At 41.8% G+C, this 17,789-nt stretch carries 15 protein-coding genes, 1 tRNA gene and 2 pseudogenes; 7 read left to right on the top strand and 11 right to left on the bottom strand.

Annotated features, from left to right (window positions below):
- Positions 1-60 precede the first annotated feature (60 nt).
- Genes AC0L6H_RS14050 through AC0L6H_RS14025 form a run of 6 tightly spaced genes read left to right on the top strand, consistent with a single transcriptional unit; the run spans position 61 to position 4,654 of the window.
- Positions 61-888, top strand: coding sequence for a (Fe-S)-binding protein (locus AC0L6H_RS14050; RefSeq protein ID WP_473389698.1), 828 nt, complete (start codon positions 61-63; stop codon positions 886-888).
- Positions 875-1,582, top strand: a complete 708-nt coding sequence (locus AC0L6H_RS14045; RefSeq protein ID WP_473389697.1) for an LUD domain-containing protein — start codon at positions 875-877, stop codon at positions 1,580-1,582. The genes AC0L6H_RS14050 and AC0L6H_RS14045 overlap by 14 nt, the downstream gene beginning before the upstream one ends.
- A gap of 10 nt (positions 1,583-1,592) precedes the next feature.
- Entirely contained in the window at positions 1,593-2,309 is a 717-nt protein-coding gene (locus AC0L6H_RS14040; RefSeq protein WP_473389696.1) for a 4Fe-4S dicluster domain-containing protein, read from the top strand.
- 3 nt (positions 2,310-2,312) lie between these two features.
- Positions 2,313-2,996 (top strand): LutC/YkgG family protein, encoded by a 684-nt coding sequence (locus AC0L6H_RS14035; RefSeq protein WP_473389695.1) that lies wholly within the window; start codon positions 2,313-2,315, stop codon positions 2,994-2,996.
- Complete coding sequence (locus AC0L6H_RS14030; RefSeq protein ID WP_473389693.1) at positions 2,996-3,277, top strand: hypothetical protein; 282 nt, start codon at positions 2,996-2,998, stop codon at positions 3,275-3,277. Before AC0L6H_RS14035 ends, AC0L6H_RS14030 begins: the two co-directional genes overlap by 1 nt.
- A gap of 3 nt (positions 3,278-3,280) precedes the next feature.
- Positions 3,281-4,654 carry a hypothetical protein gene (locus AC0L6H_RS14025; RefSeq protein WP_473389692.1) on the top strand — a complete coding sequence of 458 codons (1,374 nt, stop codon included), beginning with the start codon at positions 3,281-3,283 and terminating at the stop codon, positions 4,652-4,654.
- Between the two features lie 25 nt (positions 4,655-4,679).
- On the opposite strand, the gene AC0L6H_RS14020 is transcribed toward AC0L6H_RS14025, so the two are convergent.
- The 11 genes and pseudogenes from AC0L6H_RS14020 to apbC form a co-directional block, all read right to left on the bottom strand.
- A complete protein-coding gene (locus AC0L6H_RS14020) occupies positions 4,680-5,066 on the bottom strand; it encodes a YkgJ family cysteine cluster protein (RefSeq protein ID WP_473389691.1) in 387 nt (128 codons plus the stop codon).
- Positions 5,063-5,920: pseudogene (locus AC0L6H_RS14015) on the bottom strand (crotonase/enoyl-CoA hydratase family protein). Before AC0L6H_RS14015 ends, AC0L6H_RS14020 begins: the two are co-directional and overlap by 4 nt.
- An 89-nt stretch (positions 5,921-6,009) precedes the next feature.
- Complete coding sequence (locus tag AC0L6H_RS14010) at positions 6,010-7,659, bottom strand: two-component system response regulator (protein ID WP_473389690.1); 1,650 nt, start codon at positions 7,657-7,659, stop codon at positions 6,010-6,012.
- A gap of 4 nt (positions 7,660-7,663) precedes the next feature.
- Positions 7,664-7,813, bottom strand: coding sequence for a hypothetical protein (locus tag AC0L6H_RS14005; RefSeq protein WP_473389689.1), 150 nt, complete (start codon positions 7,811-7,813; stop codon positions 7,664-7,666).
- On the bottom strand, positions 7,810-10,746 hold the full coding sequence (locus AC0L6H_RS14000; RefSeq protein ID WP_473389687.1) for an ATP-binding protein: 2,937 nt from the start codon (positions 10,744-10,746) through the stop codon (positions 7,810-7,812). The genes AC0L6H_RS14005 and AC0L6H_RS14000 overlap by 4 nt, the downstream gene beginning before the upstream one ends.
- A complete protein-coding gene (locus AC0L6H_RS13995) occupies positions 10,719-12,332 on the bottom strand; it encodes a ligand-binding sensor domain-containing protein (RefSeq protein WP_473389686.1) in 1,614 nt (537 codons plus the stop codon). The genes AC0L6H_RS14000 and AC0L6H_RS13995 overlap by 28 nt, the downstream gene beginning before the upstream one ends.
- Before the next feature lie 268 nt (positions 12,333-12,600).
- Positions 12,601-12,677: transfer RNA gene (locus AC0L6H_RS13990), tRNA-Pro, on the bottom strand.
- 102 nt (positions 12,678-12,779) lie between these two features.
- Entirely contained in the window at positions 12,780-13,553 is a 774-nt protein-coding gene (locus AC0L6H_RS13985; protein ID WP_473389685.1) for a metallophosphoesterase family protein, read from the bottom strand.
- On the bottom strand, positions 13,528-13,692 hold the full coding sequence (locus tag AC0L6H_RS13980; protein ID WP_473389683.1) for a hypothetical protein: 165 nt from the start codon (positions 13,690-13,692) through the stop codon (positions 13,528-13,530). The genes AC0L6H_RS13985 and AC0L6H_RS13980 overlap by 26 nt, the downstream gene beginning before the upstream one ends.
- 35 nt (positions 13,693-13,727) lie before the next feature.
- Positions 13,728-14,312 (bottom strand): dCTP deaminase, encoded by a 585-nt coding sequence (gene dcd / locus AC0L6H_RS13975; RefSeq protein WP_473389682.1) that lies wholly within the window; start codon positions 14,310-14,312, stop codon positions 13,728-13,730.
- A gap of 197 nt (positions 14,313-14,509) precedes the next feature.
- Positions 14,510-15,598, bottom strand: a complete 1,089-nt coding sequence (apbC, locus tag AC0L6H_RS13970) for an iron-sulfur cluster carrier protein ApbC (RefSeq protein WP_473389681.1) — start codon at positions 15,596-15,598, stop codon at positions 14,510-14,512.
- A gap of 135 nt (positions 15,599-15,733) precedes the next feature.
- Here apbC and metG point away from each other — a divergent pair.
- Positions 15,734-17,777: pseudogene (metG, locus tag AC0L6H_RS13965) on the top strand (methionine--tRNA ligase).
- Positions 17,778-17,789 lie beyond the last annotated feature (12 nt).

Raw genomic sequence — 17,789 nt, 5'->3', positions numbered from 1 at the left:
CTAAGTGTCATTTTATATTTAGAATACACAGTTATCTTTTACCCTATAAAGGATTTTCAAATGTCTCCTAAAATTATTAATGCTGATAAACCACAGTCTGACAGCATTGAATGCGTAAATATCGCAAGTAAGCGTGTTGGGTTGTTTGTCACTTGTTTGGTTAATACCATGCGCCCTTCTATCGGTTTTGCCTCTCTTAGTTTGCTTGAACAAGCCGGATGCACAGTTGAAGTCCCATCGCTACAGTCTTGTTGTGGTCAGCCAGCGTTTAATTCCGGCGATGACGAAGGCACACGGCAAATCGCCTACAAAACAATTGAGCAATTTGAAAATTTTGACTACCTTGTTGTGCCGTCAGGCTCTTGTGCTGCAATGATCAAAAAGAATTTTGTAGAAGTACTGAAAGACCAACCCAAGTGGCTAGCACGCGCACAACATTTAGCTAGTATCACCCACGAACTGTTATCCTTTTTAGTTGATGTTTGTCAGTTTGAACCCACCGATATCGCCCTAGATGGCACTTTTACTTATCATGACAGCTGCTCAGGATATCGTTCACTAGGTGTGTATGAGCAACCTAGAAAGATGTTAGAAAAAGTACAAGGTTTAGAGCATAAGCCACTTAATGGACATTCAGAATGTTGCGGTTTTGGAGGTACTTTTTGCGTTAAGTATTCAGATATTTCAGATGCTATTGTGCAAGAAAAGACAGAAAACATATTAGCGACCAATGCTGACTATTTGTTAGGAGGCGATATGGGCTGTTTAATGAATATGGCGGGCAAGTTAAATCGTGAAGGCCATAAGGAAATAACCGCCTTACATACCGCAGAAGTGCTTGCAGGCATGGCTGAGCAGATAATTGGAGCCAAAAATGCAAATAAGTAAACAAGACCATAAGCCAGAAAATTTTAAACAAAATGTTAGCAAAGCCTTGGCTCAAAAAGACTTAAAGTCGATTATAAGGCGAACCACTGACAAAGCTGAAAGTAAACGAGCGCAAGCGCTTATTGATTTTCCCGGTTTCGATAAAGCCCGGTCTCAAGGGCAGAAAATTAAAGACCATACGATCAAGTATATGGATCATTACTTGGCTGAGTTTGAAAAAAATGCGCTAGCTCAAGGAAATATAGTGCACTGGGCAAGTACGGCAGAAGAAGCTTCTAAAATAGTGATGGATATTTGCCGTTCCCATGAGGCAAAAAAAGTCACGCGTAGCAAGTCGATGTTAGGTGAAGAAATAGGACTTACTCATGCCTTTGACAACTCTGACATTGAGCGAATTGAAACCGACTTAGCTGAGCATATTATTCAACTAGCAGGCGACCCGCCCTCGCATATTGTTTGGCCAGCAATGCATCGCAGTAGAGAAGACGTTATCAAACTTTTCAGGGAGTTTCATAAAGACCCTACTTATTCAGAAGAAATTGTAGATTTAGTGGGCAGTGCACGGCGTGACTTACGAACTAAATTCCTGACTTCAGATATTGGTATTAGCGGTTCCAACTTTTTGCTTGCCGATAGCGGTTCTACCTGCACCGTAACCAATGAAGGCAATGCTGAATTAACTACAACCCCCTAAAGTACATATAGTGACCGCAGGAATTGAAAAGCTAGTTCCATCTATGGCCCATGCGGTGCCATTATTAAGGCTTCTTACACGCTCTGCAACCGGCGCTGAAATAACCCAATACATCACCTTTCACAATGGACCAAAACGTGAAAATGATGCGGATGGCCCGCAAGAATGTCACATCGTGTTAGTCGACAATGGTCGTACTAAAATGCTTGCTGATGATATGGAGGAGATGCTCAGATGTATTCGTTGTGGCGCTTGTATGAATCATTGTGTGGTTTATAAGCATATAGGCGGCCACGCCTATGGCTCTGTTTATCCAGGTCCTATGGGCTCGGTCCTTACACCGCATCTAAACAGTCTAGAGGTGGCTAACAAGCAAACCCATGCATGCACCATGAATGGCCGCTGCGAAGAAGTCTGTCCGGTTAATATCCCACTGCCAAAACTATTACGCTCTTTGCGCGCGCAATCTTGGGAAAAAAATTACGAACCGCTTACCAATCGATTTTTTGTAAATGTGTATTCTCAGGTCGCAAAAAGACCGGCATTGTTTCAATTTTTTAGTTCTTGTTCAGTGCTCTTTATGAAAGTATTTAGTCGCAAAGGCTGGATTTCATTTATGCCTATGACCTCTGGTTGGACACGTAACCGAGACCTTATTGAACCTGAAACAACAACCTTCATGCAGCAATATAAAAAACAACAAAAAGACAAGAAAAGAGGCGCCTAGCATATGAATAAGCAAACAAGTGACTTAAGCCGAGCTAGGATATTTCAAGCAATAAAAGCGGCTAAACCGGTAGTCAATGCAGATGTAAAAAGTATCGAAGCTGAGGCCTTAGCCTTACTCAGCGAAAGTCAATTTGCACGACCAGACTTACTCGCTGAAGATGCCACCGAAGCGCTCATCAGCAGAATTGACAAGGGTTTAGTCATTGGCACTACTTGTCAAAAAATCCCCTCGCTTAACGCGCTACCCGCAGTCGTTAGCCAATTTTTGCAAACACACAAGTTGCCGAAGGCATTAAAAGTCCAAGACACAGAGAAACTACAAAATCTTGATTGGGAGGGTATTGAAACTAACATCGACGTCCGCGAAGACAACTCAGTTGGTTTATGCTGGGCACAATACGGCGTAGCTGAAACAGGTTCCTTCGTGGTTCACTCTAGTCCCCAGATGCCGATATTGTTAAATTTCCTACCACTTTATTTAATGGCGGTTATCCCAAAGTCAAAAGTACTTCATTATATGGATGACTATGCGCTGATTGCCAACGAAATAGCCAAAAAGGGAGAAACGCCTCGAAATATGTGTTTAATATCAGGGGTCAGTGGCACCACAGATATTGAAGGTGTGCTAGTACAAGGCGCTCATGGACCCGAGATTTTGCACATTATCGTTGTAGAAGACTTATAATGAAATTGACAAAACTAGCATGTGTATTTTTTGCCCTCAGCGCATCAACTATGGCGCTAGGCCACACTGAATCGACGCCTGCTGAAGAAAAAACGTGGTTGGCGGGCGATCACCATATTCATAGCCAGTACAGTGTTGGCTGGGATAGAAGCGAAAAGCCACCTAAGGCCATCATTGGCGGTGATGCTATAGGCACTTCAAGCTATATTCGAGTTAGAGGAACCAACACCAATGAATTAGAACCTCTCAAAGATGTTAGCGGTGAAAAACCCTTGGGATGATTTATGGTTTTACTCAAATCCAATATTTATTGCCAGCCAAACATGAGTGTTAAATTTTTAGTTTTATTGGTCTTGCTGGGCTTCTTTAACACTAAGCTGTTCGCGCAAGCATTCCCATTTCCATTTACAGCTGTTTCTGACAAAGCGCCCTACTACCACGTCCGTTATCCGGGTTCTGAACAGCCGGGCGAACTTATTTTTGCGGCAAACTATACGGTTTGGATCCCACCAAGCGTTACGCATTTACGTGCTGTAATAGTGCACCAGCATGGTTGTGGCCGCGGGGCTGCCTATACTGGACTAACAGGTGCATTTGATTTGCATTGGCAGGCATTGGCCAAGAGACATGATGCAGCGCTTATTAGCGCTGCCTATGAGCAGGCCTCAGGAGAAAAGTGTGAAAACTGGGCCGAACCACGCAATGGGTCGAACGCTGTGTTTCTAAAAGCCTTAAGCGACCTTGGTGCGAAGTCGGGCCATCCTGAATTAGCTGCAGTACCTTGGGCTTTATGGGGACATAGTGGCGGTGCATATTGGGTAGGTGCAATGAGCTTTATTCATCCTGAACGTGTTGCCGCTGTTTGGATGAGGTCAGGTGCCATTGTTATTGAAGCGGATTCAGAACCAAAAAGTGAACGAGCCTTCCCCCTTAGCACCGAAGCATTAACAATTCCCATGATGTTAAATCAAGGAGCCAAAGAAGGTATAACAGATACCAGCAGTCGCTTTACTCGGCTTTGGCTGCGCAACAAATCAGTCTTTCATGCAATAAGAGCTAAAGGTGGCCTTATTGCCCATTCTTATGACTTAATCACCGAACACCAAAATGGCAATCAGCGCTATCTTGCCATTCCTTGGTTTAATACCATTCTTGAAGCCCGTTTACCAAAAAATATAGGAGAACCCCTGCGGGCTATGCCCAAAGAGGACGCATGGCTAGCTCCCTTATTAGGGACGCAAGCCGTGCCTGCCGCTCAATATAACGAAGATAAATTAAAAGCGGTGTGGCTACCCAACCAAAAAATCGCTGAGGCCTGGATGAGTTACATGAAAGACAACTTCGTGGCTGATGATACCCCACCGCCAGCGCCAAGTAATCTAATCGTAAAAGATGGCGTGTTGACTTGGCAGGCAGAGGCCGATCTTGAAAGTGGCTTAGCTTATTTCATTATTGAACGAGACGGAAAATTTCTCACCAAAGTGCAAAACAATGAAGTTGACATGCTAGGGCGCCCGCTTTTTCAAACACTTTATAACAGCGATTCACCACGACAACCCTTGCCTGAAATGAAGTTTGTAGATACAACGGCAATCGAGGGTAAGCAGCATCATTATAAAGTAATTTCAGTTAATACCCTTGGTCTTAAGTCACCTTAAGGCTAAGCTTATATTAAATGTTCAATCAACGGTTTTCGTTGATGATTCGGGAAAGATGTTTTTGGGCTAATCTTGGGTTTTCTAAGTCCCCTACTTCAATCATTTCGCATTCATCCGCAACCATTTCTGAAAGTAAGCTGGGGTATTGTCGGCAATCTTCAGGACGACTTTGATAAATACCACAACTATATTTTATAGCGTTAGTCGCTACGGTAGCGGGTATCGCTTCCAAAAAGGGACAACGCTCAAGTTTTATGCCTGTCTCTGGGTCAACCCATATTTCGTTGTTAGCAACATAAGCAAATATGTCAGGGTCAAACAACTCCCATTGGTCTATTTCTTGTTGGCTCGCAAAAAGTGCACCCTTGCCATATTTTATGCAACATTTACCGCATTGAGTACAATCTTTCAAAGTAGCTTGTCGTCTTGTGGCAGTAAATCTTCATAAACAGGGGCTCGCTTCTCTTTTGCGGCCGACATCGCTTCGCTTACATCAGGCATTTGCAGCATGCCGCTTTGCCAAGTCGCCATGTAGTTGAGACTATCGTTAACATTGTGGTCGCGCGCGTAGGTAATCATTTCTTTGCAACCTGCAACCACTAAGGGTGAGTGCTGAGCAATTCGTTGGGCTATTTTAAAAACCGCTGCTAGCATCGTCTCTTGGTCTTCAAATACCTCATTCACCAAGCCGCAGGACTTTGCTTCTTCACTCATCATATTTCGCCCCGTATACGCAAGCTCTCTAACTAGGCCTTGAGGAATCAAATGCGGAAGTCTTTGCAGAGTACCAACATCCGCAGTCATCCCAATTTCAGTTTCTTTGATACAGAAAAAAGCATCTTTGCTGCAATAACGCATATCACAGGCACTTACCATATCAACCGCACCGCCAATAACACCGCCTTGAGTGGCAACTAATACCGGCATTCGTGCTTTTTCGAGTGCACTAAAGGTCTCTTGCAGTTGCAGAATATGCCTGCGCGCTTTCTCTCCCTTCGCCCGGGCTCGGCTTTAAAGCTTGCCCCCATATTCTGAAATACGGACAAATCCATACCTGCACTAAAATGCTTTCCCGTTGACGAGATTACAATCACTCTGGCCATGAGCTTGATTATCGATTAGATGCACAAGCTCAGGAAGCTCTGACCAAAACGCAATGTTCATGCTATTTAAGGCTTCAGGGCGACAAAGCTGTATATGGGCAATATGATTTTCAATGGAAACGCGAAAACAGCTGTACTTGTCGAATATTGCGTTAGTAGACATAAAAAGACTCCAATCAACGAAGATAAAATTCGTAAGTTTATACAATAAGAGTCATAAGCTTAAATCTTATTAAGGACACAAAGCAATGTCTATTTTAATAAGCCCTTATCAACGTCGGTATTGCTGCGGTGGGTCAACACAAATTCTGAAAATACATTGATAGGAAGCGGTTTTGCATAATAATAACCTTGAATAAAGGTATCTGAATGAGCGCAAATCTTCCCAATACATGCTAGCTGTTCTTTTGTTTCTACACCTTCTACAACAATATTAAGGTGCAAAGCATGCGCCATGGCAGATATGGCGCGGACAATGGCTGCATCTTCGTTGTTTGCTTTATCACATATACCAATAATAAACGAACGGTCGATTTTTAAGGTATCGATCGGAAATTTCTTTAAATAGCTAAGAGAAGAGTAACCAGTACCAAAATCATCAATAGACAAGCCAACGCCAAGGGTTTTAATCTCCTTGAGTTTTTTTATGTTTTGTTCTGGGTTATTCATAATAATGCTTTCAGTCAATTCGATGTCCAGAAGCCGAGGTGAAGCCCCGCTCTTTTTTATTATTTCTTCGAGTCTACTGACAAATTTTGGTTGGTTTATTTGTTTAACTGACACATTAACTGAAATGGAAATAGAATTAGCAGCCGTATTTTGCCATTCGACCAATTGATTACATGCTTGTTGGATGGCCCAATAACCTATGTCTACTATTAGGCCTGTATCTTCGGCAACGGGAATAAACTCAAGCGGTGATATAATACCCGTTTCATCATGATGCAGGCGCAGAAGAGCTTCCGCGCCTTCTATTTTACCTGACGTTAAATTAATTTGAGGCTGATAGAACAATTCAAACTTGTTATGTTCTAAAGCTTCACGCATATATTCCTCAAGCTTTAGTCGATTTATAGAACGTTCATTCAATTCTTTAGAATGGAGTTTATAGCAATTTTTTCCACTTTCTTTGGCCTCATACATCGCCATATTTGAAAATTTTAACAAATCTTGTGTATTCTCCCCATCCACCGGATAAATAGAAATACCAATACTCGCGGTAACGACTAACGAATACTGGCCTACCAAAATCGTTTCAGAAATCTCGCTAAGAATGCGCTTTGCTATAAGCACAACCTCATCAGCCCCTCCACAATCGCTCAGCAATAGAGTAAATTCGTCACCACCTAATCTTGCAACTTGACAGTCAAGGTGCGTTTTGTCAGCACGGCAGACTACATCGCTTTCACGCGTTTGCTTGCTTAAACGGTGAGCGACTTCTTTTAGCACGATGTCACCGTATTGATGACCCAATGTGTCATTTACCCGTTTAAAACTATCCAAATCAATGAACATCACCGCCATTGTTGTTTGTTGACGCTTTGACAGAGCGATCACTTTACTTAGTTGATCGGTAAAGTATTGTCGGTTTGGTAAATCAGTTAGCGCGTCATAATATGCGATATGCTTAAGTTCACTTTCTCGGGCTTGCAGGCTTTTCTGAAATTCGAAAGAGCGCAGCATGTATTTTACGCGATGCTGAATCAATGCCCATTTAATCGGCTTGGGTAAAAAATCAGTGGCACCAACTTCAAAGGCTTTTTCAATCGACTGTTGATCATCTGAGCCCGTGATCATGAGTATAGGTATATTGGCGCCCGTAGGAGTTGCGCGAATTCTTGTGCACACCTCAAAACCGTCTAACACTGGCATACCTACATCCAAAAGTACGATATGTGGCATGAAACTAGTGAAAAGTTCCAAGGCCAGTTCTGCCGTTGACCGCTTGTCGCACATCATAGCCTTGTGAGACTAGGGTTTCTTTTAAAATAAGTAGATGAGTACGATCGTCGTCACAAATCAAAATTCTATTTTGTTCTTCAGGAGAATATTTCACGCAGCCTCCCCACATAATTCAGTAAACTCAGCAATCGTGTCTTTTAAAGTGCCCTCAAACGCAGTGAAATCGCTCTCAATATCTGCACTATTGTTGGCAAGGGCTCTTGATTCTATGCGGGCACAAACTTCATAAACTTGACTGGCACCGACATTTCCTGCCATAGATTTAAAAGCATGAGCCACTTTGGCTAGTTCAGCATTATTTGCCTCTTTGATGGCAGCCTCCATTTCAGGTAGCTTTTCTTCTGCGTCTTCAATAAAGATTGTCACTAATTTCGACAACATGTCGTTACCCGTTGCTTGCTCTATCTCGCGCAGTGACTTGATTACCGTTTCATCAATAAAATGCCAATGTGATTTTTCAATTGACGCAGGCACAGGCGTGATATTCGTCAACGGAATAACCTCTTTATTGACGATGTGTGTTGATAAAAACGTTTTTAAGGTATTGAGCATTTCTGCAGCGCTAAATGGCTTAGTCATAAAGCCATCAACCTTTGCCGCGACCCACTTGGCTTTGTTGCCGTCGCTATAGTCTGCTGTCAAGGCAACTATTTTCGGTGCGTTGCCATGATGTCCTTGCTGCCTGATTAGTTTACTTGCCTCAAGACCATCGAGAACCGGCATTTGGTAATCCATAAAGATTAAGTCATATTGAGTTTCGTGCGTCATTTGAACAGCTATCATGCCGTTGTCGGCAATATCGATGTCACAGCCAAGCTGCGACAAAATACCTTTTGCGACCTCTTGGTTTGTGCGCACATCTTCAACTAGCAGTACCTTGGCATCAAAATAATGATGTTGACCAAAATGTAAAGGGTTTTGGTCTGGCTTATCTGCAGCAATATCAGGGCTGGTACTTTCATTCATCACGTTGATGAATTGTTTTTTCGTAACGGGTAAGGTTAACGTACGAATATCTTTTAAAGCGTCATAGCGGATCATCGATGCATTAGTGCAACAAAGAATAAACCGGGATTGGTTTTCTTGGAAAAACGCGGAGCTTTGTATTTCGTGATAACTATTTTCATCAATAACAAAAATACTTTGTTCATCTGCGCACTCTTGAAGCGCTGAACTTTGCATTATGTCGTAGGGCTGTTCACATCGGTCTAGTACATTTGTACAATTTCCAAGCACCACTTGGTTTGTAATGCACACAACAAAGTGACTTGCTTCTATTTTTTCGGTGTTTGTATTGCCGATGGCGATATTGCGCAAAGGCAATGACACTGTAAACTGCGTGCCTTTATATTTCTCAGAACTAACCGAGATATCCCCATCCATCAATTCGACTAAGGTTTTGGTAATATTTAAACCTAAGCCAGAACCTCCAAAACGCCTTGTAGTGTCAGATTCGGCTTGTTCAAATGGATTGAAAATATCGTCTAACTTGTTGTCGGCAATGCCTATACCTGAATCTTTTATAGCAATAATAAGCTGCCCATCTTTATTGCTAACACTGATTTTAACGAAACCAGTTTCCGTAAATTTAATTGCATTACCCACTATATTGGTGACAATTTGACGTACTCGAATCGGATCACCAAAGACTTGGTTAGGACTGTCTTTAGCAATGTGAAGACCAATCACTAAACCTTTCTCATGCGCCCGACTGGCAAGATGAAAAACAGCTTCTTCAACAGTCGCTGTAAAATCAAAGCCTATTTCTTCTAACGATACTTTATTCGCTTCCATTTTCGAATGATCTAATACATCATTTATTAATTCTAGAAGCATTTCTGATGAGCGATGAGATGTCTGCGCATATTTACGTTGTATGCTATCGAGGCTTGTATTCAACAGTAGCTCACCCATGCCTAAAATACTGTTCATGGGCGTGCGAATTTCATGACTCATGGTAGCAAGGAAGATAGACTTTGCCTGCGCCGCTTGTTCCGCTTTTTCTTTGGCAAGTTTGGTTGTTTCAACGGCCTCTTCTAACTCAAGGTTAACTGACATCAGTTCGTTGGTGCGCTCAGTCACTTGCTTTTGTAATTCTTTTTGAAACTCAATTTGACGCTTCATTTTACGTTTATATTGCGTCGCAAAATAATAAATAACGAGTAACAATATAAGGGCATAAAGCAAATAGGCCAATTGACTTCGCCACAGCGGAGGGTGAACAATAACCGGAACAACAATTTCATTTCTCGTCGCGATTTTATCAGCATTAAAGCCACGCACTCTAAGCTTGTATTCTCCTGACGGAATTGTTGAAAACGAAACCAATAAATTATTATCGTTCTCAATCATATCTGTATACAAACCTTCAAGGGTATATTCAATGGTATTGTTAGCAGAGTCAGTATAATCAAGTACAGAAAACTTAAAGCTAATAAAAGTATCTGTGTATTCTAGCTCAATCGCACCGTTCTCATTAAGCATATTGACTATGGATATAGGCTTGTTTGCCTTATAAAATGCGTGAAGTTGTAACGGCGCGTTATAGTTTGTTTTGTCAATATGTTGCGGGTCAAAAACATTAAATCCATTTGCCCCACCAAAAAAGAAGTTACCGTGTGCATCTTTTAAATAAGCGCCTGCGGTAAAGTCTTTACCTTGAATACCGTGTGATGTTGAAAAATTAGTAATTTCATTCTCCACACTGATTTTTGAAAGACCTTTAGAGTGGCTCAACCACACATTGCCTGGGGCATCACTCAAAATACCGTATATAGATTTGCTCTTAAGGCCAGATGTTTCATCAAAGTATTTTACCTCAAGTGATTCGGCATCGAGCGAGGCCTTAGTCAAACGAATTACACCGTTTTCTTGGGTGCCGATCCAAAGGTAATCCTCGGTAGCTTGCAATGTAAAAATACTATTGCTGAGTGCTTTTCTCAGTGTGGCATCATCATGCGCGAAATTTTCTAAGGTATTGGATTCAAGATTGATAGCACTTAAGCCCCCCCTAAGGTGGCGACCCATAAGCGACTTTCTTTATCTTCGACAATATCTAATACTAGGTCACTACCCAACTGGGTTTCGGCCTTCATGCTGCTATTAAAGTGTTTGAACTCACCACTTGAAAGCAGCACATTGAGTCCACCACCAAAGGTACCAATAGCCATCGCGCCAGAACTGAGTTGCCTAATTTTACTAATCGCGTTACTGCTAAGACTGTTATTTTGTTCTTTGTTGCGTTTTAAACTCTTAAGATCTTGAGATTCCCGATTAAAGATGAAAATGCCCGACTCTAATGTACCAATCCAAAGATTATGGTTATCATCTACCTCAAGGGCCATTACGCGATCATCATTCATGATTTCGTAATTTGATGAGTTGATAAAACCAATGGTATTGTTTGCAGAGTCAACGATACTAACACCGCCGCCAAAAGTGCCAATGTAGTGCACAGAGTTTGTTACATCGTGGGCAAAACTTGTTACCACATCATTTTGTATAACAGAGTGATCGTCTTTGTGGCTTTTCAAATGATTAAAGAGTCTCTGTTTAACATTCCAGCGACTTACGCCTCCCATAGTACTTGCCCATATAACGTTATCCTTGCTCTGGAAAAGACCTACGACGCGGTTTTCAATTAGGCTTGCTCGGTTAGCGTCTTGTTTTTGATATAAGAAGGCCTTATTCAATTTAGCGTTGTAAGCACATAAACCAGTATCAGTGCCAATCCATAAGATACCGTCGTCATCCTTAATTACATCGTTCAACACTTTTCCACAAACCTGTTCAACAACGGGATAAGTTTCAACCTTCCAGCTACCTTTAATGTTCACACTAAAAAGAGAAGTATTGCGCACCAAGCCCCACAAAACGCTATCATCTTTAGCGTAAAGTTTCGTCAACTGCTTATCGGGTAATTGTTCGTTAATTTCGACTAAAGGAGAAAAGCTTTTTGTCATCATGTGATATTGCAGTATGCCTATTTGATTATTAGCAATATAAATTGCGTTGTCAGTCACCACTATTCGTGCTGACTTATCACTTTTTCCTTCTGTTTCAGTATGCGGTATTTCAATATTTCGAATTTTATTGTCGCGAGGGTCAAAAGAGTAGATGCCACCTTGTCTTGACGCAAACCAAATTTCGCCGTTTTTGAGCTCTTCAATTTGTAGAACATCTAAATCACTAGGAAAGTCTTCTCGCAGAGCCAAACGTTCAAAGGTATTGCTTTCTGGGATAAATAAATCAACTCCGCCCATTGATGCAATCCACAAGCGCCCTTCACTGTCATTAAATATATCTGACACCCAATTACTTGATAATGATTTGTCACTATCTCGTACAACATTGTAATGGGTAAAAGTCTTGCCGTCGTATCTGTCTAGGCCATCTTGGGTACCGAGCCAAATGAAGCCTTGAGAATCTTGTTCGATTACATTGACAGCCGGATTGATTGGGCTAACCTCAGGATCGATATTATTAAAATAGATGGGCTGAAACGTTGGTGTGAAAAAGCTGCTTTGATTCGCAAATACACAAGATGCGCCCAGTAAAAGCGAGGCGATACTAGTCCACTTGAGTAAATAAAAAGCAAAAACGCGAATAGACAAATAAAGTCCTAAGATTGGCTGAGAACATTTCATTTTTAAGATATCGGCCAATCCGATAGTTAATTTAGTAAAAAAACCTAGTGTCTGGCCAATGATTTAAACTGAATTTTATTTGTTATACCGTTATTCGCCGTTATTCATACTTTCGCATGAGGACACTAGGTAACGAATGCGCTGACAGATATTTAAGACACAAAAAAAACGTCGCAAAACGCGCTAGCTTAGCATTAGTGATGTTAATCTTTGATTTGAGAGGAATTTGTAAGATTGGTCGGTGTGATAGGATTCGAACCTACGACCCCTTCACCCCCAGCGAAGTGCGCTACCAAGCTGCGCCACACACCGACCGAGCGACGTATTATATGGATATCCGTTTAAATATCTACTTTTTTCTGAGAAAGCAACGATAAGCGCTGAATATTTGCACTATTTTATTTGCTAAATACCCTAACGTACCCACACAAGTTTTTTAGCATCTAAGCTTTGTTCGCCATCAAATCGGTATGCCGCTAAACATCCAGCTTCTTGAACCACCGACCAATCTAAACACGCAATATTATCTTTCATCAGTTTTGGTTCTCCCTGCATCCAATAGTGGCCAAAGAAAATAGGCTTGTCACCATGAATAACAGGCAAAGACGACAATGCGAGAGGCTCATCAGGGAGTTGCATTGGATCGGGTACTGAAGTACATGCGTTTCTGTAAGTTGGACGATGGTCTAAATCCCACCACTTCAAGCGCACTTTGACCCGTTTTCTATTATTTGAATCAATAAAAAAGGCACCCTCTGGCAACCTAAGCTTAGGACCATTGATGCAATACTCCAGTGCCTTATAAAATGAAATATCAACAATACTGGGATCTTCCCAAAATGAGGACTTAATTATCCCTTTGTCATCAGTGTATGCTTTTAAGGTGTTTAGATGCTTCTCATGCCAGGCGGCATGTATGCATCGAAGATGCTCGTCTTCGAAAAACAAAGGTAAACTTTTAAACCAATTAATGGCCTCTATATACCAAGGAGAACCTTGTGAAGCTTGCTCTAAAAAGGCGCGATGTTCGTTATAATTTTTCTCGGAATGCGGCCGTAGAGGCTTCCCATCAGGACCTTTTAAATGCCAAGCCACGGCATAAAACTCATGATTGCCCATAATCACAATAGCTTTGCCGTTCTGCTGCATGTTCTTTAAAATATCAACGACTTTTTTGCCCAGGGCCACGGTCAACCAAATCACCTAAGGAAATTAGCACCCGAGTGGGATGTTGCCACACCCCGTCAATATTGGCATAACCCAGCTTTTCTAGGAGCTCGACAAAAGGCTCATCAAAACCGTGTATATCACCAACTAAGTCATACATTTACACCTGCCTTTACGCTGAGCTGAAAATGAATATTAATCATCAGAGCCTATTCGACTCGCAACGGCTCCGTCTTGTCCCTTATATTTTGCATCATTTCTTGAGTTATATGGCTTTTCAGCATATGAAGACAGTAATTCAAAGCTCAAAGCACCAATTTTCATTTTCGGTTTGAGTGCTAATGGTAATTTCCCTGAATTATAGAACTCAAGCACAATATTGCCCGACCAACCAGGATCTATACGATGCGCAGTTACATGGACCATTAGACCTAAGCGCGCTAAAGAAGAACGTCCGTCAAGCCACCCCACCATATTACCGGGCAAGGTTATAGACTCGTGAGTAACTGCAATGGCAAGTTCGCCAGGGTGCAAAAAGAAGGACTTATCGTCCTCTATTTCTATTTCATCAGACATTACCATATCAAGTGCTGCTTGGACCGTTTCTTTTGGACCGCTCAAATCAATATAAGGCGCTTGATGCTCTTCAAAAACTCTAAACTTGCTGCCTAGTCGCACATCCACCGTTACCCCACTGATGGCGTTTTCAGAAGGTGTGGGGCTAATAACAATCTCACCTTTGGCAATGTATTCTTTTATATCTGTATCGCAAAGTCGCATGCTAATTACTTCTTATAGTTTGTGTTCTTAATGTCTAAAGACGGGTCTAAGCAGCTAACATCTTAAAAAAGTACGGTATGCTTAGAATGGGACGATATTCCGATTTCATCGGTACTCAGAAATACCAATATCAGGTTAAATACTTCACATGAATTATGCTTTTTGAACAGCACCCTTGCAAGTAATCTCTTTGTATCTTAGTCCAAATTGGTGATTTCTATACTTGTGGCCATATTTGCAGCCGCAGGCAATACCGCAAGGTCCTCGCATAAATTGCGCGTAAGATCCATCGCTGCTTGCTTATAGATTGTTGAAATAGCGTGGTCACTTTGCTCATCAAGTAAAGATCGCCCCGCATCGGCAAACTCTCGAATAATAGGATCGAGAGGCACTTGTGCTAACAGAGGTAAAGCATATTTTTCACTCAGTTTTTGCGCTCCATATTGGGAAAATATGGCTGTTTTATGATGACAATGCCCACATTCAAAATAACTCATATTTTCAATAATTCCTAGCACCGGGATATCGAGTTTATCGAACATGGCAATTCCTTTGGCAGCATCTGAAAGTGCGATATCTTGAGGTGTAGTAACAACAACCGCGGCTGTTAACGGAAGCTGTTGACACATCGTTAATTGAATATCGCCGGTTCCTGGCGGCATATCTACAATTAAATAATCAAGCATTGGCCATTTAGTCTCAGTTAGCAACTGATTAAGGGCTTTGCTTGCCATCGGTCCGCGCCAAATAGAGGCATGGTCATTTTTGACTAAATAACCAATAGAATTTGACGCCAAACCATGAGCAACGATAGGCAACATAGTTTTGTTATCAGCACTATTCGCATTTTGTGACGCAGTCCCCAGCATAATGGGGATTGATGGGCCGTAGATATCTGCATCTAAAATACCCACGCGTGCCCCTTGGCAACGAAGGGCTAGCGCTAAATTAAGTGCACTAGCCGATTTCCCCACTCCGCCTTTTCCTGAGGAAACAGCGATAATGTTTTTTACATTTCGCACCGGCGGCTTTTTCGCCGCAAAAATAGGAATGTTGTAGTGTTTGGTATAGCTGTAATCGTTTCCAAGCACCTGAGTCAGTTCAGACTGTATTGTATCCCATACCGCATCTACCAAAAATGGGAAATATATATCAATATTTTTGTCTTTAAGCTTCACCGCAATCAAATCGGCCTTGCTTGAGGAAAATAATTTGCAAATCGTCGTCACGACTAAACTTGACAATTCTTCGGATGAAACCGCATTACTACGTTTAAAAAAATTCACAATCCCCGCTTTCCCTAAAAATAACCCTGCCTAAGCTAATTTAGTGTCGATTATGCCTAATTCAAGGTGCAAATAATATGAGTTTCGGCTACCATTTAGCCCAATTTTGAAATTATCTCAAGGACGCCACACTTTATGCAATCTAGTCTTAGGCGCATACTGGTCACAAGTGCATTACCGTATGCAAACGGATCTCATTCATTTAGGTCACTTATTAGAACATATCCAAACCGACATATGGGTGCGTTTTCAGCGCCTAAGAGGCCATCAGTGCTATAGCGTCTGCGCTGACGATGCACACGGCACTCCGGTTATGTTAAAAGCACAAGAACTAGGCATAACTCCCGAGGAATTAGTTGAGCAGACCCGCGCTGAGCACCATCAAGATCTAAAAGACTTTTTGGTCGATTACGACAATTACTACATTACACACTCTGACGAAAACAAAGAGTTATGTGAACTCGTTTATAATCGTTTAAACGAAAACGGTTACATATCCAAACGTATTATCAGCCAGTTGTTTGATCCTGAAAAAGAGATGTTTTTACCCGACCGTTTCGTTAAGGGAACCTGCCCTAAATGTGGTAGTGAAGATCAAAATGGTGACAACTGCGATGCATGCGGGGCAACCTACAGTCCAACAGAGGTAAAAGACCCTCGTTCGGTCGTATCGGGGGCAACGCCTATTCTCAAAGATTCTGAACATTATTTCTTTGACCTGCCTAAATTCGAAGGTATGTTGAAGGAATGGATACGTTCTGGCGCAATTAAAAATGAAATGGCCAATAAACTCGAAGAGTGGTTCGAACAAGGTCTGCAGCAATGGGATATTAGCCGCGATGCACCCTACTTCGGATTTGAGATCCCCAACGCACCAGGTAAGTTCTTTTATGTTTGGGTAGACGCACCGGTTGGCTATATGGCTAGTTTTAAAAACTATGCAAACCAACATGGCATTGACTTCAATGAATTTTGGGAAAACGGTAACGATACTGAACTTTACCATTTTATAGGCAAAGACATTACCTACTTCCATTGCCTATTTTGGCCGGCAATGCTTGAAGGTGCAGGCTTTCGAAAGCCAACCGGCGTGAACATTCACGGTTTTGTCACCGTTAATGGCGCAAAAATGTCAAAAACCAAAGGGACGTTTATAAAAGGCCGCACTTATTTAGAGCATTTGAATCCTGAATATTTACGTTATTACTTTGCCAGTAAATTAGGTGACAACGTTACTGACATCGACTTAAACTTTGAAGACTTTGCGCTTAAAGTCAATTCGGACCTAGTCAATAAAGTCGTTAATATTGCCTCTCGCTGCGCCGGATTTATTACCAAAAAATTTGATAGTAAACTATCAACAAACATCGAAAACCCTAGCCTATTGAGCGAGTTTCAAGAAGCGCAAGCAAGTATTGCAGAGTCCATTGAGGCCCGCCAATACAATAAAGCGATACGCGAGATAATGGCCTTAGCGGATAAAGCCAATCAATATATTGATGCCCAAGCCCCTTGGGTCACCATCAAAGATGAAAGCAAACAAGCATTTACCCATGATGTATGCTCCATGGGAATTCATTTGTTCAGAATACTAATGATTTATTTGTCGCCAGTGCTGCCTAAGTTAGCAGCTGATGCACAAGGCTTTTTAAATGATGAGTTTACATGGGATGCAATCCAAGAGGTTAAACTTGGTCATAACATTAATAAGTTTAAAGCCATGATTCAGCGCGTTGATACAGACAAAGTTGCCGCCATGGTTGAGGCTTCTAAAGAAAACTTGCAAGCCACCAAAGATAACAGCAAAGCAAACAAAGTAGACAACAAAGCAAATGAAGTTGAGCCGATTGCTGAAATGATCAGTTTCGAAGACTTTGCAAAAGTAGATTTTAGAATTGCAAAAATTGTTCATGCTGAAGCCGTTGAAAAAGCAGATAAGCTACTGCGACTTGAATTAGATATTGGCAGTGAAACACGTCAAGTGTTTGCGGGCATTAAGTCTGCCTATAAAGCTGAGCAACTGATTGGCAAACATACCGTTATGGTCGCTAATTTAGCTCCACGTAAGATGCGCTTTGGCATGTCAGAAGGAATGGTACTTGCCGCAGGGCCAGGCGGTGAAGACTTATATATCTTAGAACCTCATGAGGGCGCAAAGCCTGGTATGCGGGTTAAGTAAAATAGTGTAGGG

Source organism: Glaciecola sp. G7-5, from assembly GCF_055808975.1.
The sequence above is the reverse complement of the archived record's forward strand: the minus strand, read 5'-3'. Positions and strand labels throughout refer to the sequence as shown.